General features: G+C 39.6%; 25 protein-coding genes and 1 rRNA gene. 15 read left to right on the top strand and 11 right to left on the bottom strand.

The features are described from left to right. Positions 1–122: 122 nt before the first annotated feature. Positions 123–2,858, bottom strand: a complete 2,736-nt coding sequence (locus FTU37_RS14020) for a hypothetical protein (protein WP_180124515.1) — start codon at positions 2,856–2,858, stop codon at positions 123–125. A gap of 537 nt (positions 2,859–3,395) precedes the next feature. Beyond that, positions 3,396–4,385 (bottom strand): hypothetical protein, encoded by a 990-nt coding sequence (locus tag FTU37_RS14025; RefSeq protein WP_180124516.1) that lies wholly within the window; start codon positions 4,383–4,385, stop codon positions 3,396–3,398. A 126-nt stretch (positions 4,386–4,511) separates the two neighbouring features. On the opposite strand from FTU37_RS14025, the gene FTU37_RS14030 reads away from it, so the two are divergent. After that, positions 4,512–4,784, top strand: coding sequence for a pyocin activator PrtN family protein (locus FTU37_RS14030; protein WP_180124526.1), 273 nt, complete (start codon positions 4,512–4,514; stop codon positions 4,782–4,784). Here FTU37_RS14030 and FTU37_RS14035 read toward each other — a convergent pair. Beyond that, the gene (locus FTU37_RS14035; RefSeq protein ID WP_180124517.1) at positions 4,768–5,916 is read right to left on the bottom strand and encodes a tyrosine-type recombinase/integrase; all 1,149 of its coding nucleotides are present in this window, start codon (positions 5,914–5,916) and stop codon (positions 4,768–4,770) included. The two genes, FTU37_RS14030 and FTU37_RS14035, sit on opposite strands and share 17 nt — an antisense overlap. Positions 5,917–6,049: 133 nt before the next feature. On the opposite strand from FTU37_RS14035, the gene dusA reads away from it, so the two are divergent. Then, positions 6,050–7,081 carry a tRNA dihydrouridine(20/20a) synthase DusA gene (gene dusA / locus FTU37_RS14040; RefSeq protein WP_218954674.1) on the top strand — a complete coding sequence of 344 codons (1,032 nt, stop codon included), beginning with the start codon at positions 6,050–6,052 and terminating at the stop codon, positions 7,079–7,081. Positions 7,082–7,200: 119 nt separating this feature from the next. Here dusA and FTU37_RS14045 read toward each other — a convergent pair whose 3' ends face one another. After that, positions 7,201–7,719 (bottom strand): Asp-tRNA(Asn)/Glu-tRNA(Gln) amidotransferase subunit GatC, encoded by a 519-nt coding sequence (locus FTU37_RS14045; protein WP_180065618.1) that lies wholly within the window; start codon positions 7,717–7,719, stop codon positions 7,201–7,203. Between the two features lie 389 nt (positions 7,720–8,108). Further along, complete coding sequence (coaBC, locus tag FTU37_RS14050) at positions 8,109–9,380, bottom strand: bifunctional phosphopantothenoylcysteine decarboxylase/phosphopantothenate--cysteine ligase CoaBC (protein ID WP_078191307.1); 1,272 nt, start codon at positions 9,378–9,380, stop codon at positions 8,109–8,111. Positions 9,381–9,492: 112 nt separating this feature from the next. Here coaBC and radC point away from each other — a divergent pair, with 112 nt between their 5' ends. Beyond that, a complete protein-coding gene (gene radC, locus FTU37_RS14055) occupies positions 9,493–10,194 on the top strand; it encodes a DNA repair protein RadC (protein ID WP_180124518.1) in 702 nt (233 codons plus the stop codon). 75 nt (positions 10,195–10,269) lie between these two features. Continuing rightward, positions 10,270–11,181 (top strand): bestrophin family protein, encoded by a 912-nt coding sequence (locus FTU37_RS14060; protein WP_078191309.1) that lies wholly within the window; start codon positions 10,270–10,272, stop codon positions 11,179–11,181. 457 nt (positions 11,182–11,638) lie between these two features. On the opposite strand, the gene FTU37_RS14065 is transcribed toward FTU37_RS14060, so the two are convergent. Beyond that, positions 11,639–12,490 (bottom strand): PHP domain-containing protein, encoded by an 852-nt coding sequence (locus FTU37_RS14065; protein ID WP_180114430.1) that lies wholly within the window; start codon positions 12,488–12,490, stop codon positions 11,639–11,641. Positions 12,491–12,534: 44 nt separating this feature from the next. Between FTU37_RS14065 and FTU37_RS14070 the strand changes: the two genes are divergently transcribed. Genes FTU37_RS14070 through mnmC form a run of 4 tightly spaced genes read left to right on the top strand, consistent with a single transcriptional unit; the run spans position 12,535 to position 15,982 of the window. Further along, positions 12,535–13,146, top strand: a complete 612-nt coding sequence (locus FTU37_RS14070) for an inner membrane-spanning protein YciB (RefSeq protein ID WP_078191311.1) — start codon at positions 12,535–12,537, stop codon at positions 13,144–13,146. A gap of 28 nt (positions 13,147–13,174) precedes the next feature. Further along, a complete protein-coding gene (locus tag FTU37_RS14075) occupies positions 13,175–13,477 on the top strand; it encodes a YciI family protein (protein WP_078191312.1) in 303 nt (100 codons plus the stop codon). Between the two features lie 5 nt (positions 13,478–13,482). Then, the gene (locus FTU37_RS14080; protein WP_078191313.1) at positions 13,483–13,998 is read left to right on the top strand and encodes a hypothetical protein; all 516 of its coding nucleotides are present in this window, start codon (positions 13,483–13,485) and stop codon (positions 13,996–13,998) included. Between the two features lie 37 nt (positions 13,999–14,035). Next, complete coding sequence (gene mnmC / locus FTU37_RS14085; RefSeq protein ID WP_180124519.1) at positions 14,036–15,982, top strand: FAD-dependent 5-carboxymethylaminomethyl-2-thiouridine(34) oxidoreductase MnmC; 1,947 nt, start codon at positions 14,036–14,038, stop codon at positions 15,980–15,982. 44 nt (positions 15,983–16,026) lie between these two features. Here the strand turns inward: mnmC and FTU37_RS14090 are convergent, their stop codons facing one another. Continuing rightward, on the bottom strand, positions 16,027–16,341 hold the full coding sequence (locus tag FTU37_RS14090) for a rhodanese-like domain-containing protein (RefSeq protein ID WP_078191315.1): 315 nt from the start codon (positions 16,339–16,341) through the stop codon (positions 16,027–16,029). A 92-nt stretch (positions 16,342–16,433) separates the two neighbouring features. On the opposite strand from FTU37_RS14090, the gene FTU37_RS14095 reads away from it, so the two are divergent. The 3 genes from FTU37_RS14095 to FTU37_RS14105 all read left to right on the top strand — a co-directional run bounded on the left by FTU37_RS14095 (position 16,434) and on the right by FTU37_RS14105 (position 18,086). Then, positions 16,434–16,922 (top strand): YajQ family cyclic di-GMP-binding protein, encoded by a 489-nt coding sequence (locus FTU37_RS14095; protein WP_078191316.1) that lies wholly within the window; start codon positions 16,434–16,436, stop codon positions 16,920–16,922. 27 nt (positions 16,923–16,949) lie between these two features. Then, positions 16,950–17,453: a DUF4442 domain-containing protein gene (locus FTU37_RS14100; protein ID WP_180012065.1), complete on the top strand. Its 504-nt coding sequence runs from the start codon at positions 16,950–16,952 to the stop codon at positions 17,451–17,453. A gap of 132 nt (positions 17,454–17,585) precedes the next feature. Further along, positions 17,586–18,086, top strand: a complete 501-nt coding sequence (locus FTU37_RS14105) for an ester cyclase (protein ID WP_180124520.1) — start codon at positions 17,586–17,588, stop codon at positions 18,084–18,086. Positions 18,087–18,149: 63 nt separating this feature from the next. On the opposite strand, the gene FTU37_RS14110 is transcribed toward FTU37_RS14105, so the two are convergent. The 3 genes from FTU37_RS14110 to FTU37_RS14120 are packed head-to-tail and all read right to left on the bottom strand — an operon-like array spanning position 18,150 to position 19,919. Further along, complete coding sequence (locus tag FTU37_RS14110; RefSeq protein WP_078191328.1) at positions 18,150–18,569, bottom strand: acyl-CoA thioesterase; 420 nt, start codon at positions 18,567–18,569, stop codon at positions 18,150–18,152. A gap of 21 nt (positions 18,570–18,590) precedes the next feature. Continuing rightward, complete coding sequence (trxC, locus tag FTU37_RS14115) at positions 18,591–19,022, bottom strand: thioredoxin TrxC (RefSeq protein WP_078191319.1); 432 nt, start codon at positions 19,020–19,022, stop codon at positions 18,591–18,593. Then, positions 19,023–19,919 carry an alpha/beta hydrolase gene (locus tag FTU37_RS14120; protein ID WP_078191320.1) on the bottom strand — a complete coding sequence of 299 codons (897 nt, stop codon included), beginning with the start codon at positions 19,917–19,919 and terminating at the stop codon, positions 19,023–19,025. Positions 19,920–20,043: 124 nt separating this feature from the next. On the opposite strand from FTU37_RS14120, the gene FTU37_RS14125 reads away from it, so the two are divergent. The 4 genes from FTU37_RS14125 (at position 20,044) to FTU37_RS14140 (ending at position 23,557) form a co-directional block, all read left to right on the top strand. After that, positions 20,044–20,379, top strand: a complete 336-nt coding sequence (locus FTU37_RS14125; protein WP_180124521.1) for a TIGR01244 family sulfur transferase — start codon at positions 20,044–20,046, stop codon at positions 20,377–20,379. Beyond that, positions 20,372–20,794, top strand: coding sequence for a beta-lactamase hydrolase domain-containing protein (locus FTU37_RS14130; protein WP_180124522.1), 423 nt, complete (start codon positions 20,372–20,374; stop codon positions 20,792–20,794). The genes FTU37_RS14125 and FTU37_RS14130 overlap by 8 nt, the downstream gene beginning before the upstream one ends. Before the next feature lie 203 nt (positions 20,795–20,997). Then, entirely contained in the window at positions 20,998–22,107 is a 1,110-nt protein-coding gene (locus FTU37_RS14135) for a hypothetical protein (RefSeq protein WP_180124523.1), read from the top strand. Positions 22,108–22,183: 76 nt separating this feature from the next. Next, positions 22,184–23,557, top strand: a complete 1,374-nt coding sequence (locus FTU37_RS14140) for a dihydrolipoyl dehydrogenase (RefSeq protein ID WP_180124524.1) — start codon at positions 22,184–22,186, stop codon at positions 23,555–23,557. Between the two features lie 140 nt (positions 23,558–23,697). Here FTU37_RS14140 and rrf read toward each other — a convergent pair. After that, positions 23,698–23,805, bottom strand: a 5S ribosomal RNA gene (gene rrf / locus FTU37_RS14145); the annotation flags it as partial.

Below are 23,805 nucleotides of genomic sequence, written 5' to 3' on the forward strand. Positions count from 1 at the left end.
TCGCAAGAGATGCGATGGATGTCTGGTGATTTGTAGTCATAAATTTTAGTCCCCACTTGTTTTTAAGTGGGGACTAAATTAAGGCTTATAGGATGAATTCATAAGGTGTGTTCAGCGGACGCTTACACAAAAGCATGTTTTTTCTTAGGAGTAATATAAATAACCTTCTCTTTTGCCAGTACCTTCTTCTGCTCACTCTCCTTAATCTGCACAGTATGATTTGCATCAAAGGTTAAATTAGGAGTATTTATTGGCATGGGATCATGTTCTTGATTTGAGTCTAAAATTTTTCCAAGAGCATCTTGAAAATCAGCCTGCTGTTGAGTTATTTGATTAGCGCTTTCAGAAATCTCTGACGGAACAGATTGTACCTTAGATAAATCACCATTATCCGTTTGAATCAAATCGTTTTGCTTGTCACAAACTACTGAACAAAGTACTTGGTTTTTAGCTATATCCTGTTTCTGTGTTTGTAGATCATTGAGTGTGTCCGTAATTTCATCACTTGCTTTATTTTTGGCTTTTCGATTTCTACCTAAAATCAGTAGTTGTTTTCTTGGTGAATTTTCAAGATCCAACTCATCTACCAAAATTAAAGGGCAATAAGAATAGAACTTTGAAACGCTCTCGATTAACATTTTTTTGCTTTTCTTTTGCTTAGGAGAAATACTAAGGTATTCAGAATTAAGTAGATTTTCTGTTTTAACTATAGAGGCACAAGTTGCACTTAAAGTTTCCATCTTAAAAACTTCAAAAGGGTTCGTGAGATTCTCACTATCTGGGTTTTCACGTTTCTTATTGTATGTCTGGAGCTGATCCCATTTATGATCCACGTAGCTTTCCCAATATTTAATCACAGCATTTCTAAGATCATCACCATCCATAGCCTCATTATTTTTCATTTCAAAAAATAAAGTAGCGTCTATGTAATGTTCTTTGCTATATGGCACATACACCCCGACTTGCCCAATTAAGCGAACACCATGAGTTTTCCGTCGCTTCAGGTTTTCAGTGTATTCTCGGAACATATCATCAAATATTTTTGACTTATCTTGATCAACCTGATTGCCACACCTAAAGATACAGCGTATGACGGAAACATCTTGGTTTAATACTGTTTCAAGATAGGCTTGAACTCTTTTTTCATTATGAACAGCATTCTCACATAACACCGCTTCGTTTTTAAAAGCTGATTTAAGCATTGTTGCTTGATAAGCATTCAACTGATTTTTAAGTAAATCCAAATCAGATATCGAATAATCTCTCTCAAAAAAATCCCTTTTTCGCAGAATAAAATGAATCGATTTAGCACTCAATTCCGCTGGTAGGCTTCGTTTATCCCTCCAACAGTCCATGTGTAAAATCAAAGCAAACTGCTTGAACAATGGAGATAACTTTGAAAATTTGGGTGATTTCTCAAATTTTTCAATTTCTATGATCCTCTCGAAAGCAAAAACAGGAGTATTCATCAGTCGAGCCAAAAAAATTTCAATTCTGATTAGATCTTCCAATACATCATGAGAAACCGATGTAACACTTTGCTGAAGATACAAATAGCGCAGGATTTCTATCTGTTTAACTACAGTTGGATGCAAATCACTAAATGAAAAATATTGATTGATTTTTCTGAGATGATCACCTTCTATCGCTAACTCACGTAAGTTTTCTGCTGTGTTCTTAGGTTTAGGCTCTACCTTTGGCACTTTCTTTTTTTGATCTTGCCCACGTTCAATATAGATTTTTTCCCTATAAAACATGTACTTATTAAAACAACGGCCCGTTTGATCCTCTTGCCCTTGGAATAATGAATCTTTATCCAGATTCAACAAGAACATGCTTGATAAAAAGTATTTCAAAAAACCGTTACGAAATACTTGTTTTTTTGACCTAGAAGTAAGTTCACCAACAAAAACATCATTTGGGAATATTTTTTTTAACATGCTCTCCCGATTAAGCACCTTGACTTTATGACTATAAATAACTCCTACCGCCTCATCGACAGCCGACGAAACAAACTCCATCACCTGTTGATGATTTTGATAAATTGTCGACTTATAGAGCAAAAGATACGATACAATAAAACTGTTATTAGTAATTTTATTGGTATGATTAAGCTGCATTAATATTGCATCATTCGCCTTAAAATCATCTTGTAAGTACCTGTCAACATTGGATAGAAATGAAGGGAATAAAGTTTCTCTGGTTGATCCCCCAAAAAGTAAACTTCCAGGCAAAATAATATCAAAAACACTTACCCCAATTTTTAGATTTCGGTCAACCAACTCATCGAAATTCGCCATCAACCTTTTATACTTTTTATCGTATAGCTTCAATTCTACTCGGAGACTCTTAGGTAATTCCTCTATCTGTAACACTGAGGCTTGGTAGGCTTCGATAAAACCAAAAACAATATCTTTTTTGAATGTTTTCTGATTCCAAGTGGCTGAGCTACTGAATTGTTCATAAGACTCACTGTGCTGATCCAGAAAATGAGAATAACCAGCGATAAGTGGATCCCAGTAGTATGACCGACAAAAATTTGAGAAAGCTGTTTTTGCGTCCACCTGTTGAACCAACGCTAGCTTCTTATAAAAATCTATAATTTCCTGAACTTTATCTTCGTTATTTTTTTGGACTGCATATTCATAATCATTCCGATTAGGTGCAGAGCCATTCTCAATTTTTCTTAAAATCTCATGTATCTGCTCCAACGTAACAATCGTCTCATTATAAATAGCCAGACCTGTATTGTTTTGCCCAGGTATCGTTACAGACAACTTATAAGGGAACTTTTCCTTTAGATAAGCAAACAGATTTTGAAAAAACACTTCATCACTACCAACCCACTGCTTCCTCATGAAATTAATTTCCGGTATGAATAAGATTACAAAGGTATTTAAATAGATATAATACTAGTCTGTATTTTTTTAAATAATACACAAATTCCACCATAAAAGCCTTATTTAAAAAGGCACTAAAAATATAATTTCATTTTCTATACCGTAAAATATACATTGTTATATAGCAAAATTTATAACCCAATATTACTTTTTACTTAGACTTATACTTTATTTTTAGACTCTTTATTTATCATTAAAATTTTCCGTTTTAATCAACCCAGCACACTCCTAAGTCTCACCACATCCAAACATTTGGAATAAAAAAAGGGTGTGCAAACGCACACCCTTGGATATATACAAAATTCAAATCAACCTTAAAAACATCCCAAAAACAGCACCTACCAAGATCGACGATCATCAACCCACCTCCCCACACCAACGCTATTTCTTAAACTGAGTTACAAGTTCATTCAACGATGCTAGACCTTCTTTGGTATTACCAGATCATTAAAAAACACTCATGATACTGGCATCTAAATTGCCACTTTTCAGCCCCTATTTTTTTTGGCTTACAATCACCTGATTCATGATTTCCATGCTGTTTCTTAGACAGTCGATTAATAACGAATGAATATCATAATTATTAAATAAAATTTCTCGCCCCAAACTTTCAAACGGATAACCATATTTTTTAGCATCAGAATACCTCAAGATCTGAGATTCTAAGTCCTGCAATTCTGCCTCTAATTTTTTTTGTTTTTGCCTAGCAGAGTGCAAATGCTCATCATCACTGCTACCTTTTCTGTTTTTTAGTTTTCTTACCTCAATATTATCTATAAGCCATTCAAGTTCTTCTTTTTCCTTACAAAACAACTGCTTTTTCACTTCATGCTTTTTTAGTTGCTCTTCTATATACTGTTTATCCATTTCCTCAAATTTTTCAATAACTTCAGTATAAACATCTTTCACAGCATCACTAGGACTGCTCCATTTGCCATGCTTATCTGAATACGCAAGTAAAGTATCAAAAAAAATTTTATGCTTAACTTCATGCCTTTTATTAACAGCAATATAGCCTTGTATTTTTTTTCTTAACTCGACAGAGTAAAGTGAGCCATAAAGCACACTTTGTCTTGGTGTTATCATGTCAATCAAAGTTTCAAGGCAAAATTTATATTCTTCTCGTAAAGTAGAAGCAGCCAAATTGTTATAATCCACTACCAGCTTATCTATTTTTTTAATTAAGTGCAGAGTCTTTCTTGCAGTAAATTTTGGATTGAAATTCATCAAAACTTCATCACCATCCCATGGACTATCTTGCCATAAAAGCTCATTAAAACTTTTATCACCTAATTCTTCCAGCACTTTTAATAGCTGCTTTTTTTTCAAAGTGGACAAACTCAAGCGTTGGATATCTACTTCATTTTCAGCCTTCTTTGATTTTTTAGCAGTCTTTGTAAAATTTTCAAGCTTGAGAGCATTGATGATCTGCAAATACAACTCATCACTTAACAGTTGAAAATATTCAACTTTTAGTTTCTCCATTATTCTAAAATTCAATAAAAAAAAGAATCTTAATATTTAATTTTTTACTTTCCTAGACCTATTACTCTTAATTTTTGATTTACCTAAACTTAGGACATCAAATCAACAGTGAGTCAAATAGGTAAAATGGTTGCATTCCAAATAAATACTCTTGATTACTTATTTATGCGATATCGGTCTATGACAGTTGACTTGTTATTGATCGTGTCAGACTATTATCCTCACCTTAGTAAAGCTGAAGCATTAAGAAAGGCAAATAATCAAGATTACCCCTTCTCTGTATTTAAAATAGATCAAAGTAAACGTGCACCCTTTCTAGTACACGTTAAAGATCTAGCAGATGTTCTAGACAAAAAGTATTCCGAAGCTTCCAAAGACTATGCTACGTTTCATCAATGAGGCGTAGCACCTCTTCAAACTGTATAACATCCCTTCTCGCCTTCACTGATACATATCGCTGTAAACTACTCCAGGAATCATGCAAACTTACTTTTTGGATTTCGGGAATCGTCATACTCTGCTCAGCTAGTCGAGTACAACCTTCATGTCTCAAGTCATGAAATCGTAAATCTTCAATACCCAAAATTTTGCAGGCTTCTCTAAATTCTTTACCCAAACTTTTGGGATTCAAAGGCAATAACAAATTTTCATCATGCCCTAGCTTTAGCATCCGATCACGGACTTCGGAATGCTTTAATCTCTTAATCATTTCCTTACAAGAATCAAGAACATCAAATGATTTGTGATTGCCTTTAGAGCCATTCGGATTCTTTAGATCATGCACTTTCCACGTTGAGTGATGTGGGTCATAATCTCGAAAATACAATCGTGTTAATTCAGCTTCACGTCTGCATGAGAAAATTGCAAACCACATAATCAAATGCATTGGGTATTTAGAGCCATAACGATTTAGTTTCCATCGTTCTGTAAAATACTTCGTCAATGCAATCAATTCATCTCTCGAAGGCAGTCGGTCTCTTTTTTGACTAGATGATATTTGACGTGTTTTCCTTAACTGAGCCGTAGCCTTATCAAAGCCATTTAAATCAATATCCATTTCCCACATAACAGCAGCATGAGAAAGTACACCACGAATATGTAAAAGCTCATGTTGCTGCGTACTAGTCGCGATAGGTTCAAGTTCAAGATGAGGGACTCCTCCCTTCCTCAAAGCGACATGCTCAGCTAAATGTACTGATTTTATTTTTGTGATAATATTGCGCGCGATTGGCAGCTTCTTGATTAAGAGCAGAGAATAGCGTTTCGTCCTTCCGTACTCGCTCCCGACTTCATCCAAATATTTATCTATGGCATCTGATAAGGTCAGATCAACGAGCTGTTCCTTGCCAAGCAAAATATCGGGATTTTCTTGAATTTCGACTTCTCTTTTCTTAAGCCAGTTTTCAGCCATCTTTTTTGAATGAAATGTTTTACTTTCAGAAAAAGCAGGAAAGCCCTTTCGAGTGATTCGAATCGCAGCACGATAGTTAACTTTACCATCTGCACCTTTCCTTGCTGTAATTGACCCCATAATTTACACCAAAAGCTATTTCCTCCATTATGGTGTAAAATTTGGTGTAAATGCAAACCGATTCACCCACCTAAACACATGTTTAAACAGATTCTCGCAGGTTGCAGAATACAGATTAAAGGTATGATTTTTAATGACTATTGATAAGAACATTGAAAACACTCAATCTCCGAGAATCAGTGTTGCACCAATGATGGATTGGACGACTCGTGACTATCGTTTCTTTGCACGCTTGTTTAACCCTAATGTGATTCTCTACACCGAGATGGTCACCACAGGTGCGATATTATTTGGCGGTGCGAATCGTCATTTGGACTATAACAACGAAGAACACCCGATTGTGTTACAGCTTGGTGGTTCAAATCCCAAAGATTTAGCGACCTGTACCAAGATGGCACAGGACTGGGGCTATGATGAAGTAAACCTCAATGTCGGCTGTCCGAGTGACCGCGTTCAGAACAATAAAATTGGTGCATGCTTGATGGCAGAGCCTGATTTGGTGGCTGAATGTATTGCTGAAATGCGAAATGCTGTTGATATTCCAGTGACCGTGAAACACCGCATCGGGATTGATGACATGCAGTCTTATGAAGAAATGCTACATTTTGTCGATACCGTGGCAAAGACTGGCTGTGACAATTTTATCGTGCATGCGCGTATTGCCCTGCTGCAAGGGTTGTCGCCAAAAGAAAACCGTGATGTGCCACCTTTACGTTATGAAGATGTTTATCGTCTGAAACAAGAACGTCCAAATTTATTGATCGAAATTAATGGCGGGGTGAAAACCTTTGCTGAAACGCAGCAACATTTACAACATGTTGATGGCGTGATGATTGGCCGTGAGGCTTATCACAACCCGTATTTATTGGCTGAGATCGGTCAGCTTTGGGATCTCGAATTACCCAACCGTTTCGATATTATCGATCAGATGCTACCGTATATTGCTAAACGCATGGAAGAAGGTGCGCCGCTTTCTATCATTACCCGTCATATTTTAGGTTTATTCCAGAACCTGCCGGGTGCTCGAAAATGGCGTCAGGCTTTAAGTGGTGGCAATGCCAAAACCTTTGCCGATGTGGAAAATGCCATCCAAAATATTAAAGATGCAATGCAACGTACTGAAGACTATTTACGTGATCATCCGAAAGTCGTTTTAGAAGATTAATCTTCTAAAAGTAAAAGCCCGCTATTTTGCGGGCTTTTTTATTTTCACGCCTCACAAAATACGTGTTTGGCAACATCGTCACAACTCAGCAAAATCATCAAAGCAATCACAATCATCGCTCAATGACTATTGATCGTAATGTTCCCTTTGGGAAAAGGCTCATCATCATCGGTCCATTGATAATCGGATGGATCTTCTTCCTCACGTAAACCCACATAGCTCTCAGGCGCCGATGTAACAGGTTCAACCTCCTCGGTTGGTTGTTCCAATTCCTCAACCAAATGATTCAACTCTTGATCTAACTGCGCCTGATACTTTGCAATTTCAGCTTCGTCAATGAAGGCAAATTGTTCTTCATCTATTTTCCATGCATAGCCTTGCAGGTCTTTGTAAATATCGACCAAAACAGTATAAGGCTGACCATCGTATTGCAACGTCGCCTGAGCCTTAAAGCTTAATCCCTTACGCTCTAATACTTTTATATTTTGAATCCGTAAATGGTACTGCCGATAATCTGGATTCTGATCAAACTCGTGTTGCATCTGCTGCTCAATCTGCCGAGATAATTCATCTGTCGAGACAAAATAGCTACAGCCAGCCAAACTCAACAGTAAAAAAATGGTGAGCCATCGAAACATATTGCATCCCCCATGATGCATTTATTCTTGATGAAAAAGTCAGACCGATCACAGATTGCGATCCAAACATTCCTCATTGTTTGCTTCATAATAGCCAATAAAACACACAGTACAAGCCAAATTATCAAGATTTCTCAATTTTATATTTAATTTTGATATCAATCACTTAAATTGCATTTTTACTGTTTTAAAACACTGACAGCCTTGGTCTCTTGCTGACATATTTTTGTTGAAAATGACCATTTTGGTAGTAGTTTCCTAGCCGTCAAATTTTCAATATGAAACCGGTCCCCCTGTGATATCTTCAATAACGAGCCTTAAACAAAACATCTAAAAAGCGCCATAAAAAATCCCCGAACATTGCGGGGATTTTGAGGAATCAACTGAAATTATTCATCGTCCGTTTCAGGCTCATGATGTAGCGCATCATGTATGGCTTCCACCAATTGCTGTGCAATTTCTTGTTTTGACGCTTTCTCTAAATCACGCTTTTCCATTTGATATTGATCGGCGAAGAACACGGTCATGGCATTTTCGTCTGAAGCAAAGCCAATGTCTTTACGTGAGACATCATTGCACGCAATCATATCGAGTTTTTTCGCCACAAGTTTGCCTGCAGCATACTCTTCGACATTGCGTGTCTCGGCGGCAAATCCCACCATAAATGGACGTTTTGACTGCTGCGCAATCGTTGCAACGATATCTGGATTTTTAATTAAAGCCACATTGAGTTCATCGCCAGCTTTTTTGATTTTATGCTCTGCAACTTCTGCCACGCGATAATCCGCAACAGCCGCTGTTGCGATAAAAATATCACAGCCTTCATCTAACATTTGCAGACTAGTCTCTAACATTTTAATTGCAGACTGCACATTAATCCGTCGTACACCATTTGGTGTATCTAAACTGACGGGTCCTGCGATCAGCGTTACTTTAGCCCCAGCTGCATAACAAGCCGCTGCCAGTGCAAAACCCATTTTCCCTGTGCTGTGGTTGGAAATATAACGAACAGGATCTATCGACTCGCGTGTTGGACCTGCTGTAATCGCTACATGTTTACCGGCAAGCATGCCAAATTTTTCAGCAATAGCTCGCTGTGCTTGATGAAAATAGGCCGTCACTTGATCCGCTAAATCTTCTGGCTCAGGCATACGTCCTAAGCCCACATCTCCACAGGCTTGAGAACCGGCATCGGGCATGATCACATGTACGCCATCTTCAACCAGTGTATTTAAATTACGCTGTGTCGCTTTGGCTGCCCACATTTGCTGATTCATCGCAGGGGCAACCCAGACGGGTGCTTTAGTCGCAAGATAAAGTGTCGAAAGAAGGTCATCTGCTAAACCCGCCGCAAATTTTGCCAGCGTGTCACAACTTGCAGGAGCAACCAATACCAAATCAGCCCAACGTGCCAATTCAATATGCCCCATGCCCGCTTCTGCTTCGGGATTGAGTAATTCGGTATGCACAGGGTTGCCTGAAAGCGCCTGAAACGTTAGCGGGGTCACAAAGGCTTGCGCACCTTGAGTCATCACCACGCGCACATCAAATCCGGCATCTTTTAACCGACGGACAAGAATGGCACTTTTATAGGCTGCGATACCACCAGTGACACCTAAAAGAATATTTTTTGTGGGCATTACACTTAAATCAAAGCTCACGAACAGGCTACCTATCTGTTGCAGTGGCGCTCACAATAGCATTAAATATGCACTGACCCAACAATCTGCTGTGAAAAAGCCGATTGACTGATAATAAAAAAGTCTAAGAATAATGAATAATTCAATTAAAAATTGGCCTGAACAAGAGCGCCCACGTGAGCGCCTGATTCATCAAGGCGCACAAAGTTTATCCGATGCTGAACTACTGGCTATTTTCCTACGCTCTGGTTCCCAGCAGCACTCTGCTGTCGAACTCGCACGACTCCTGATCCAACATTTTGGTCAGTTGCAAGCGCTGATGGATGCTTCACTTGAGGATTTACGCCAGTTTCATGGCATTGGAAACAGTAAATATGCGCAGCTCATGGCGGTAAAAGAACTCGGTAAACGCTATGTGAGTCAACTTTTTCAAAATGAAGCCTTACACTTGCAACATTCTGAACAATTGCAAAACTTTCTTCGCTTTGAATTTTTATCGGAACGTCAAGAAGTCTTTGGCGTGCTATGTCTAGATGCGCATTTAAGAAAAATAAACTTTAAAAAACTTTTTTATGGCAGCCTCAATACCTGTGAAATTTCCATCAATCAACTGCTGCGTTATGTCATTTCTGAACATGCCAGCAGTATTGTCATTGCACATAATCATCCTTTCGGTCGTGCAGAACCTTCTGCTGCCGATCTTGAATTGACTCGACTCATTCAGCAGGCTTGTCAGCTGGTGGAAATTCGACTGATCGATCATTGTATTATCTCAACAGAAGGGAGTTTTTCCTTTGCTGAACATGGCTTGCTCCAAGCACACTCATCTGCATGAAACAGTTATTGACAAGTGCTTGAGCAAACCCGAAGATCATCATAATTTTTTAAAACTAGAAATTATCATTCGAACATGATCGTCCGTGACCAACCGAGTATTTTTAAACTGCTATTTTCTTGGCGAGGAACGATTTTACCTAAGGTTTTACCGCCGCTCGGGATCGTTATGTTGCTGTCTGCCATTGTGGGCGGCTTATCCTATGTCGATATCTTCCATTTTACCGAATTTCCTTTGGTCGGCTTTACCCTGATCGGTGTTGTGCTGTCGATTTTCTTGGGCTTTAAAAACTCAGCCTGCTATGACCGTTGGTGGGAAGCTCGGCGTTTATGGGGCATTTTGATTGCCAATGCACGCCATTTTGACCGTGACTGCCGTTTACTCAGTCAAGGCCGTCGTGAACGTGTGATTCAACATGTAATCGTCTTTGCCAACGTTTTACGTGACCGACTCCGCCATCAAACTGCCAATCCCACTGAACTGGTTGAAACCAGCGGCATGAGCGCGAATGCCATCACCCAACTATACCAACAAGCCAATGCACCGCAGTACACGTTGAGTTTGATTCAATGGGAGCTGATGCAAGCGCTTAAAGATGGTGAAATTTCAGATATTATTTATACCCAGATGAATCAGCATGTGATGGAGCTCAGTACCGTACAAACCGGCTGTGACCGTATTGCCACCACGCCATTACCGTTTGCTTATTCGGTCTTGCTGAATCGAACTGTTTATTTTTTCTGTTTTGTCTTGCCCTTTAGCTTGGGTTCTACTTTAGGTCTTGCGACCCCACTTTTGGTGGGGATTTTGGCCTATACCTTTTTAGGCTTAGATGCGCTGAGTTCAGAGATTGAGGAGCCCTTCGGCACACAGAGTAATGACCTTCCATTGGACTCGATGGTACGAACCATTGAAATTGAACTACTTGGAACTTTAGGCAAACCCACTCCACCACCGATTCAAGCCAAAGATCATAATTTACTTTAATTGGTCCATGCGTCTAAACCCTCGCTTACATAACCTTGCCGTACACTTTTTTTTATACCTCGAAGATATGTAAGCAATTGATGTACGCAGCAAGATCAGAAGCGTAATTTGATTTAAATAAAAGAACGATACGCGGCAAGGTCATCCGCAAGTGTTTGAGTCAGGACTACTTCTAATCAAAAATGTTTTTGCAATACTGTGAATAATTTGAAGGTAATGATCGAGTTTTGCGGTGAGGAGCACTGCTCCGCAAGATGGTTTCCTTACGAAGTACGCTTCTCATTTTGCCGAATGAGAAACAATGTTTCGTAAGAGTACCTCTAGCCGACGGCTAATCCCTTTATTCAATCCCTAGAAGTAAGACTCCGTCGAATCGACTCAAAATGATTTTAAAAAAATTCAAAATTACTTTTATGTGCCTAACATCTCTAAGTAAGGAAAATCTTAGAGAACGGCTTTAAGCAAAGCTCTCCCAAATTCCAACTTGCCCTTCTTTCACTCGAGGGATATTGCCGAGTTTAATCCATGGCATATTGTCGCCATGAAAATCACTACCAACAGAAACTTTTAAGTTAAAGGCAGCAATCATACGATCTACCATTTGACGAGTCGATAATGGCTCAATTGCCGGTGGTAATTCCACCGCATCGCCGCCCGCTTCTGCAAAGATTTCGATCAAATAACGAATATTGGTCGCAGATAAATCATAACGCGTCGGATGCGCCAACACTGCAAAGCCACCACTGGCATGAATCACCTCAATGGTTTCAGCAAGACTCGGACCTTCAAATTTTACAAAGGCTTTTTTGCCTTCTTTAATATATTTATCAAAAGCTTGTTGTGGACGTGAAACTACCCCCTTTTCCACCAAAGTTTTGGCAATATGCGTGCGTGTCACCCGATCTGGTATATGGTCGACTTTAGCAATCACATCGCTATAAATATCTTGACCAATTAACGGTATCAATAAGTCACAAATCTGCCGAGCACGTTCCGCTCGAATACGCTTTTGATCCATTAATAAGGCTCGTAAGGGCGCAGGATTTTGCATATTTAAAGCGACGATATGCACACCATAACTTTTTTTGGTCGCAGATCTCGACCACTGGCTGGAAATCTCCACGCCAGAGATTAATTGCAGCTTTAATTCATGCGCGACCTGCTCTGCTGCCAACAATCCGTCCATCGTATCGTGATCAGTCAAAGCCAGCGTATGAATTCCAATAGCACTTGCGGCCTGCACCAAAGCCTCTGGTGACAAAGTACCATCAGAAATATTACTGTGTGTATGTAAATCTACGCCTTGCATCTCTATACTATGTCATTTATTTGATCAGATTTAGATACTCTAACATGAAAGCACTTTTAGACTTTGTGCCACTCATTATTTTCTTTTATTTATATAAAACTGTAGATCCAAAAGATACGCAGCACCCATTATTACAATTGATTGGTTCTGCTGGGGGTGTCGATAACAATAACATTCTTGTGGCAACATCAGGTCTCATCATTTCCATGCTTGTGGTTTATGGTGCATTGTTTGTCATGCAAAAATTCCGTCTAGATAAACAACAATGGATTGTGTTGTTCATGACCGTGATTTTTGGTGGTATTACCCTGATGCTAAGCGATGATTTTTATATTCGTTTAAAAGCCGTTTTACTGAACTTGGTATTTGCTGGCGCGTTTTTACTTTCTCCACTATTTAGTAAAGATAAGAAACCACTCATCGAACGTTTATTTGGTCCAGTCTTAAATTTAACCGCTGTAGGTTGGAAACGATTGAACTATGCATGGGCTGCAATGTTCGTGGTGATGTCATGTTTACACACCTTTTTCGCTTATTTGTTTGCAGACGGAAAATATTGGGGTGAATTCACTGCTTTTGGTGACATGATCGTGATGTTTTCCTTTATCATTATTCAGTTTATTGTATTACGTAAATACTTTAAGACCTCAGAATAATCCATTCGGTCAAAAATCAGGAAAAGTCATGCCATTATTCGTCGTAAGCTGTACAGATAATGAAGGTACAGTGGAAAAGCGCCTTGCGGTTCGTCCTCAACATCTTGAACGTCTACAAAAACTTGATGATGAAGGTCGTCTGATTGTTGCAGGTGCGATGCCTAAAGATCCGGCAAACCCGCAAGCTGGTTTTTATGGCAGTACGATCATTGTCGATTTTGATAGTCGTGAAGCCCTAGACCAATGGTTGGCAGATGAACCTTTCCTCAAAGAAGGGGTTTATGGCCAAATTGATGTCAAACCATTTAACAAAGCATTTCCTAAAGGATAAGGTTCATGCGCGTCGTTGTTTCTAGTTTACTGGGCTTATCTTTAATTTGTTCAACTGCATGGGCTGAAGAACCGGCTCCTGCACCTGCTGTAGCCCCTGCTGCTCAAGCAACGACTGCAACACCTCCTCCCAATCCTGTGCCGCATACTATTCCTGCCAATAAACCGGGCATCATTAAAGTGGCGGCAACCGTCAATCCCAATGGTCAACCTCAAGATGCAAATCCATTGACCATTGAGCAATTGGCAAAAAATAAAGCGCTGCAAGATGCCAAAGTCAAAGCGATGGTCAAAGACCAATCTGTACGCTTACAACAGTTAGAAAAAGCTAACCTTGAAGCCTTGGCGCAAAACCAAGAATTACAACTTAAAAATGATAGCTTGGGTGTACAAGTACAAGTGCTACAAAGTGAACGTAGCGCGCAGATGTTTTTATATGGCGGGACCACACTAGGTGTTGGTGTGATTTTAGGTTTCTTGTTGGCCAGTTACGTCTATACCAAACGTCGTCGTCAATGGTAATTCGTTTTTCTACTTCAATTTAAAGGGTGCTTGAGTTTTGTCAGGTGCAATTCAGACTGCCGATCTCGATTGGCAAATGATCGATGGCATTGATATTCCAGTGTCTAGACAGTTTGGTGATGTGTATTTTTCGAAGGATAACGGCCTACTCGAAACACGTCATGTGTTTTTAAAAGGGAATGACCTCGACACTCGCCTTGCGGCACTGACTGATTTTGAATATTTCAGTGTCGGCGAAACAGGTTTTGGTACAGGCTTAAATATTTTGGCCTTGTGGCAATTATGGCAACAGGTTCGTCCAGATAATCACAGTCATCTGCATGCCATTTCTGTAGAAAAATTCCCTTTATCTAAAGCAGACCTCATTCGTGCATTAAATGCATGGCCTGAATTACAACCTTTGGCACAGCAACTGATTGCGCAATATCCTGAACCCATTGCGGGATGTCATCGACTCAATTTTCCAGAAGAACGTTTTTCAATTGATCTTTGGTTAGGCGATGCACACGACGTTTTTCCCATCATGGCAAAAACTGCTACGGTCAATGCATGGTTCTTGGACGGTTTTGCACCCGCCTGTAATCCTGACATGTGGGAAGAAAACGTACTCAAAAATATCGTGCGTCTATCAGACATTGGGACGACCTTTGCCTCATTTAGTGTGGCAGGTGTACTGAAACGCGGCTTACGTGAGCATGGTATTACCATTACACGACCTCGTGGCTTTGCTCATAAGCGTGAAATGCTCAAAGCTTTTTGGCTCGCACCTGAAAAGTTAGATGATCAATCCGTAGTTGCTAACCTTCCCACTTTAGACGAAAAAAAAAATTCTGAAATCGCTCTAGGACATAAGCCCCGTCAAATCGCGATTATTGGTGCTGGCATCGCCGGTTTAAGCTGTGCTTGGGCATTTGCTCAACGTGGGCATCAAGTGCGTATTTACGAGAAATCAGCACCACTCAGCGGTGGGTCGGGTAATCCTCTTGCCCTACTCAACCCTAAACTCAGTCCAATTGAACAAAGTGCTGAACATTTGATGACCCTGAGTTGGTTATATGCGCTCAAGCATTATCAAAACTTCAAGGCATTTCGTCCCTTACAGATTCACCAATCTATTTTAAAAAATAAAGCAGAGCACCTTGATTTAGCTCAAGCTTATCCTTCAGATGTATTATCTGCTGAAGAAGGCACGCTAAATCAATTAGCCTCAACATATCCAACCCTGCTCCTCAAACAAGCAGGCGCAGTCAGTCCACATCAGCTTCGTGACCAAATCTTGGCGCATCCACACATTGAATTGTTACAAGCAGATATTCAACGCATTGAGCAACAACAAAATGGCGTTGCGCTATTTACACAGGATCAGCAGCTTCCATCTGCCGAGCATGTCATTCTCTGTGCGGCACGTGACAGTATGCAGCTACAAACAGATTATCCAGAGCTGCGTGCCATTCGTGGACAAGTCAGTTGGTTGAACAACCCCGCTCAACAAATGGATATGCATACAGCCTATAGTTATGGGGGCTATTGTATGCAACTGGATGCCGAACAGATGATTATGGGCGCGTCATTTTATCCCGGTCGTGATGACACCGACGTTCTCACAGAAGATCATGTGCATAACTATGAACTTATCCACAGTGTGTTCCCCGACTTTGCCAAAACCTTAGCACCGATTGAGCAATGGCAAGGACGTGCTGCGATTCGCGCACAGACGAAAGACTTTTTCCCTGTAATTGGTGCAGTCCATGAAGATCAGCACATTTATAGCTGTAGTGGACTCGGTTCTAAAGGTTTCCTGTATGCCCCGCTCTGTAGTGAAATCATTGCCGCGTTGGTCTTAAAAGAAGCCTGCCCGATTCCAACACAGCTACTCGATAAAATTCATGCAGCACGTTTTATACGCCGCGCCAAAGCTAAACAAAAAACCAAGAAGCCTTATTTTCAAGCTCAGATGCCGTCATCTCCACCTCAAGAAAAATAACCTGCAATAAAAAAGCGCCTTTCGGCGCTTTTTTTGATTCGATCTTATTTCCCTTGTTCCAAAGGAAGACCGGCATCACGAGCAGCACGCGTGCCGCCCATTAAGATTACATATTCACGTGAGCTGTCAAAACCCTCTAGTAACTCTGCTGCACGTGGAGCTTTACTTCCGCCACCACATAAAATGTAAATGGGTTGATCCGTTGACACCTGAGTCAGTGCATCTGATGACAATGCGGTGATCGGTTGGTTAACCGCACCTTTCACATGTGCCTCAGCATAAGCACTTGCATCGCGAACATCCCAGATAATCGAGTCTTCTGGGAACTCAAATGTTGTAATTTCTTGTTTACGGATCATTGCGCACTCCTTTTGATGTAAACAACACTTGGCAAATGAAGAAAACATCCCTAGCATCTCAGATATTCTTTCCCTTTGTAAAGGTCTAATCTATGCCTTCTTTTGATATTGTTTCCGAATTAGAAGTTTTTGAAGTAAATCATGCAGTTCAAAACACGCAAAAAGAAATTGCGACGCGTTTTGACTTCCGCGGTCATGACGTTTCAATTGAGTTAAATGAGAAAAATAAGGAAATCAAAATCTCAACAGAAAGCGATTTCCAATGTGAGCAAGTGTATACCATGCTCGAAAATCATTTCTTCAAACGTAAAGTCGACATTCAAGCGCTCGATCCACAAAAAATGACCGCTTCTGGTAAAAACGTCATTCAAGTGATCAAACTAAAAGACGGTCTTGACTCTGATACTGCAAAAAAAATCAATAAAGCCATTAAAGAAAGCGGCATTAAAGTGCAATCTTCTATTCAAGGCGACAAAATTCGTGTGACTGACAAGAAACGTGACACTTTGCAACAAGTGATGGCGTTCTTAAAAGAGCAACAGTTTGGTGTGCCGCTTCAATTTAACAACTTTAAAGATTAAGGCAGCACAACTGCCATTGAGGTCAATATGGCACGTCCAAATCGTCTAAATAAACTGGTCAAAGCAAGCTCTAAATTACCCAAAGGTATTCAAAGTCGTTTGCTCAGTCGAGCTTTTGGTCGTGTCGTGCCCATGGTTGGAACGGCTAAAATCCAATATCAACATGTCAGCCCTGAGCGTGTTGAGGTGAGCATCGCCAATCATAAGGCGATGCAAAACCATATCGGGCAAGTACATGCCTGTGCCATGGCGCTGATCGCAGAAACAGCCACAGGTTTTGTCACAGCAATGAACGTCCCTGATAGCGCCATTGTCCTAATTAAAAGTTTCAAAGTTGATTTTAAACGTCCAACCCAAGGTGGGATGAAAGCCATCGCAACGCTTACACCCGAACAGCAACGACAAATGCAAAGCACAGAAAAAGGTGAAACCTTAGTACAGGTCTTAGTCACCGATGAATCTGGTGAAGCACCGATTCAATGTGAAATGCTTTGGGCGTGGGTGGCAAAATCCGCTCTGAAAAATAAATAAATGTAAATAAAACTTACTTTTAGGTAAGTATAAGTTTTACCAAATTTCAGCAAAATCAAGACTGTTTTTTATTATTTATACGCCGTAATTCCGCTCAATATGCTTGCACGACACAAATATATTGAGCACTTTATGAAAAAAATCATTCCCCTTTCACTCATCAGCCTGGTGGTGTTTTTAACTGCATGTCAAAGTACTATTCCTGCAACGCCAACGACTCCAACACAAATAGCTGAAAGCAATATTCAAACCAGCCAAGCAGCGGAAAATAAGAAAATCGTGATTGATTTTTATGAAGGTGTCTTTCTTAAACATCAGGTTAAGACATATGCTGACCGATATATTGGCAATCAATATATTCAACATAATCCGCATGTACCTGATGGCAAAGCGCCTTTTGTCGATTATTTCATCCAGTATTTTAAACAAAATCCTGAAGCAAAAAACCAGATCAAACGTGCCGCTGCCGAAGGTGATTTGGTCTATTTACATGTGCACTCTACGCAGAATAATCAAGACCGTGGAGAAGCGATTATTGATATCTTCCGTGTTGAAAATGGCAAGATCGTCGAACATTGGGATGTGCAACAAAGCATTCCTGAAACCAGTGCCAACTCAAACACGATGTTTTAATTTCTCAGCCACTATTCATAAAAAAAGCCACTCGATTGAGCGGCTTTTTTTGTCTTACTTTAATTAAGCTTGATCTGCAGCAAATTTAGCTTTTGCATCCGCAGGAATTTGACGCTTAGCACCTTTCACATCCACAGCGACAAATGTAAACACACCTTCGGTTACGCGAATTGGATCACGTGAACTGTCGTGACTATCCCAAACTTCAATCTGCATTTGGATAGAGGTATTACCCACTTTTAAAATTTTGGTATATACACTGATGACATCCCCGACTTTCACTGGAACGAGGAAGGTCATTTGGTTAATTGAAATCGTTGCACAGCGTCCTTGACTGAAACGCTCTGCGTGAATTGCACCGGCCAAGTCCATTTGTGACACGATCCAACCACCGAAAACATCACCACTCCAGTTGGTGTCTGCAGGCATCGCGATGGTTTGTAGGGAAAGCGTTCCTTCAGGTTTTACATGAGTTTCTGACACTTTAGCTCCTGGCGCTGACATTTATTGAGGTAAATTTAACTGCTGGTTGAGCCATTGTTGTAACTCACCAGCACGCATTGCACCGCTTATTCTAGCAATTTCGTTGGTTTTATTCATCAAAACCAGTGTAGGAATACTACGAACATTAAATGCACCGCTCAATCGAGGGTTTGCTTCGGTATCAATTTTGGCAAAAACCACCTTCGGATTAGATTTTGCAACTTGTGCAAAGTGTGGCGCCATCATCTTACATGGTCCACACCATTCAGCCCATAAATCAATCAGCACAGGTAAATCACTATTGCTAATAAAATTTGCAAAGTTCTTTTCATTCAACTCGATGGGCGCCAATGGAATCAATGCTTGATGACATTGACCACATGCAGGTCCAACTTCGAGTTTTTCTTCAGGTACACGGTTTTTTGCACCACATTCAGGACACACAACGATCATTTAGCTGACTCCAACATGTTGATGTAAAAATTCTAATTGGGTTGCCATGGCTTTTTCAAACCATTGCCCATGATAAATATCAAAATGTTGCATTTCCCACTCATAATATTGCACATACGGTGCAATATTGGTCGCAGTTTCTCGGCTTGATTCGATGGGAATCAAACTATCTTCTTTTGCCGCAATAAAAAGTACAGGTATGCTAATTTTCCGGACATCCAAAATTGGACGATAACGGATTAACTTAAAAAAGGCCCGAGCCGGAATTTCGCCACTCCAATAAAAATCAGGATTGACAATCGATAAGTAGCCCGCATAACTATCTTCAGACTGTAAAAAACACAATCGATGTGGATCAACTACAGGTAAAGTCGTTGGACTCATCCCAACTTTAGACCCCATATAGTCCTGACTCGATAATTTTAACGCTTTGGGTAATTGCTGTAAGGGATACAATTTTGCACTTTCAGCGCCGTCGACAAATGGTACTTGTACCATCACCGCTTTAATATTTTTAAGCTCTGCCGCCAAACTGAGTACATAGCCACCACTCAGCGATGTTCCCCATAATACAATGCGTCTCGAATCAATCGATTTACGCTGCTGTAAATGATCGATCATGGTCCGCCAATCTTCAAGTTGAGCTTTAAGGTTCACCAACTCTCTCGGACGCCCTGTACTGCCACCCCAATAGCGATAATCAAACAACACGACAGCATAGCCCGCTTGCACAAAGCGCTTGGCATATTGCACTAATTTAAATTGGCGTAATGCCGCTAAACCATGTGCCATGAGAATGACTGCAGGTTTTTCAACAGATTTTGGACGATAAAAGTCAGCAGCTATAACATCTTGTCCGCTTTTGACATACAGTGGTTCGACTGTATAGGCGTGCATACGCGCTCCATTGCGTTATTTTATGGTTGTAATCGCTTATAAAAATTTAAGAACATTCTGCTCAAGTTTGTGCTTAATGCTATCATAAAGCATAAATCTATGAATTAAATTATGGAGTGACTCAATGAGCGAAAATGTTGGTTTTGCAGGTCAAATCGGCCCAGAACATGTAGCGCAAGTGGTTGAAAAAGGCTTTAAATCGATTATCAATAACCGCCCTGACATGGAAGGTGGTCCTGAGCAACCAACCAGTGCTCAAATTGAAGAAGCAGCTCGTAGCGCTGGTTTAGACTATGTTCATCAACCTGTTATTGCAGGTCAAATTTCTGAGCTAGATGTCCGTAACTTTGCTAATCATTTTAATGAATTGCCGAAGCCAGTACTCATGTTCTGCCGTACAGGTAACCGTTCGAATAACCTATATCAACTGGCAAAACAGATGGATCTTTTGGATGACTAAGGCTTTCATTCAAAAAGCTTTATTGATCGCGACTTGCGTCTTTTCAGCACCTACATATGCAGATAATAACAGTCAGCCCTTAAATGCAAATTTAAGTGTCTCAGGACAAATGACCACAGATAAGTTTTCAAGTTTACTCAAACAACTTAAATTTAAATCTGTGATTGTGAACCGACCAGATAGTGAGGCGGGCAATGAAGTGACTGTTTTACAGTTACGAGGCATTGCGGAAAAGTCTCATGTGAGTGTTGTGTATCAACCTGTGCAAAGCGGTAAAATTTCTCAAACAGACGTGAAAGAATTTGCCAAATATTATAATGAGCTCCCTAAACCCATTTTGATGATTTGTCGTAGTGGTTCACGTTCGACAGCTCTTTTCAATCAAGCTAAGGCTCAAGGTTTGCTCAATGACTAAATTCGTGCTCACTGTTTTATTTACAACGTTGTTGCTAACAGGGTGTAATTCTATGAATGTACGCCCAACTGTTGGTGTAAGTGTCGGGACTGCACTATAAAATGACGAATATAAAGATGGCGCTATTTGCGCCATTTTTTATGTGTGGTATCTTTACGCAATATAACTTTTTCTATACATAAATAACTATTTTGGGGTACTTCATGAAATTTCTACAAGGATCACTTTCACTTGCTTTAGCTACATTATTAACTGCATGTGGCGGTGGAGGTAGTGAAGGTTATTTTAATAATGAAAGTAATAGCAGTGGTAACACAACTGAAAATACAAATACTTCATCTGCCGACACAAAATTTTTTGAAGATAACCTAAAACGAGAAGGTAGCATTTTATTTGGGTTACTCGATACTAATAATCCTGATACACCTAAGGGCTATATTGACCATGCTCTAGATACCTTTGGAAATGGTGTCTTAGAACTAGCTATTTCGACGCATGAAAAATTCACTCAAAATCAATCACAATTTACTTATTATGATGATTGTCATAAAAAAGACGAAACATCAACAGATGACTTAGAACAATCGGAACAAATTAAACAAGGTTGTTATGTAATTAGTGGAGATAATTTAAAAAATTTACTCGGTGAAAATTATAAAAATTGGAACTTTAATGTAAATGCAAATGATTTAAAAAATATGCAGCCAAAAGAAGGACTTGAAAGTTATATTGGCCAACCAAGCGTTATTATTTACGAAAATCAAAATGCTGATAAAAACTTAAATAGCATTGCAGTTACTGGTAGTTTTGGTTACCCGTATCAACAATCATGGGGCTTAGCTCAAAGCCAGCAGGTACGTTTTGTCACTATTCCGAACAATGATAGCAGTAATGGTGGATTTGTACTTTATAATGATCCAACGTCATCTGAAGGAAAGCTATATGTTGTACAAGCTGACTCTAGTTATAGCGTGCTCACAAATGATAATCCAAACACACCAAATATCGAACCTGTGACATTCACTGTTCATTCTGCTCCAGGTAATGAAATTGCAACTTTCCTTATTAAATCAAATGGTACTCAAATACTAAATTTGCCAAATATCTCTGCAATTTCTGGACAACGAATCGAAAATGAAAGCCCAGCAACAAACATCAAGAGCATTACAGGCAGTATTAGAATTGAAGGAGATAAAGTTTTAAACTTCCTACAATCAATAAGTGGTTCAACTATTACTTATACACATACTTTAACTTTAGATGCTGATGGTAAAACAATCACTCGCACCATCAATGGTACAACTAAAAAGTAACTTTCTAACAAAATCCCTCTACCTAGAGGGATTTTGTTTAATTAATATAATTTATTTAGAATAAAGTAAATATTTTATGTACGACATCATCATTATCGGTGCAGGCACAGCAGGCATTTCAGCCTATAAAGAAGCAATTAAAAAAACACAGAATATTCTTATCATTAATGATGGTCCTTGGGACACCACCTGTGCACGCGTCGGTTGTATGCCAAGTAAAATACTCATCTCTACTGCCAACCGTATGCACGAAATTGGACATGCAGATAATTTAGGTCTAGATGTCAAAAGTGAAATTGATACCTCTAGCGTCATGCAACATGTTCAAAATTTACGTGATCGTTTTACACTAGCCACTTTAAAAGATGTTGAAAGTTGGCCAAGCGAACATAAAATTTCAGGAAAAGCTGAATTTATTAATTCAAATACAATTCAAGTAAATAACCAAACATTTAAAGCCAAATCATTTATCCTTGCAGTAGGTACAACGCCTGCTATAGATACAGAACAAAAACAAATATTAGGCGATAAATTAATTACGTCCGATCAAATATTTGAGTTAGAACAACTACCAAAATCTGTCGCAGTTATTGGAAGTGGCGTGATCGCTTTAGAATTGGCTCAGGCTTTAACACGGCTTAATGTAAACACCACTGTTTTTGCACGTAGTCGAAAAATTGGCTCATTGACTAGCCCCATATTACAAAAGCTCGCACAGGAAGAGTTAAGTAAAGAATTAAAGCTAAAGTTTGAAATTTTACCTGAACATTACTCTCTTGAAGGCGATCTAGTTCATTTAACCTATACTGAAGAAAACGTACAAAAGTCGCTACAAATTGACTATGTTTTAGCTGCAACTGGCAGACGTACATTATTAAATACCTTAGGTTTAGAACGTATAAGTGCAGAATTTAAAGATATTAAAAATTTACCGATCAATCCGGATACAAAGCAACTAGCTGATTATCCAATTTTTATTGTCGGTGATGCACATACCAATACCCCTATCCAACACGAAGCAGCTCATGAAGGTAAATTTACAGTACAAAACTGTTTAAACTTTCCACAAATTAAATCCATCAAGACGTTAACCCCACTAGGCATCTTATTTTCTACACCACAAATGGCAACTATTGGTCAAAGCTATAAGCAACTACAAGATAAAAACAAAGAATTCGTCATTGGTTTCGTTTCTTACGAAAAACAAGGTCGTGCGATTGTTGCTGCTAAAAATAAAGGGGCTGCTGAAGTATATGTGGATACAATTAACCATACACTATTAGGAGCTGAGCTATTCTGTGCAGAAGCTGAACATTTAGCACATTTGCTAGCTTGGATGATTTCAGAAGAACTAAGCATACATGAAATTTTGGATAAACCTTTCTATCATCCAACTTTAGAAGAAGGGTTAAGAACAGCATTAAAGCATGCACGACGTCAGTTAAGATAATTTTATCGTTCTATGTAAACTTATAGCGTTGGATATCCAACGCTTAATTTCCGTATCCCCCTCTATCTTTTTCCTTTCCCCTTTTCTCCGCACATAAAAAAACACCCCCAACGATTAAGTTGGGGGTGTTTCGAATAATGAGCTGGCGATGACTTACTCTCACATGGGTAACCCCACACTACCATCAGCGCTAAGAGGTTTCACTTCTGAGTTCGGGAAGGGATCAGGTGGTTCACTCTTGCTATTGT

The sequence above is a fragment of the Acinetobacter sp. YH12097 genome (assembly GCF_013419225.1).
GTDB lineage: Bacteria > Pseudomonadota > Gammaproteobacteria > Pseudomonadales > Moraxellaceae > Acinetobacter > Acinetobacter amyesii.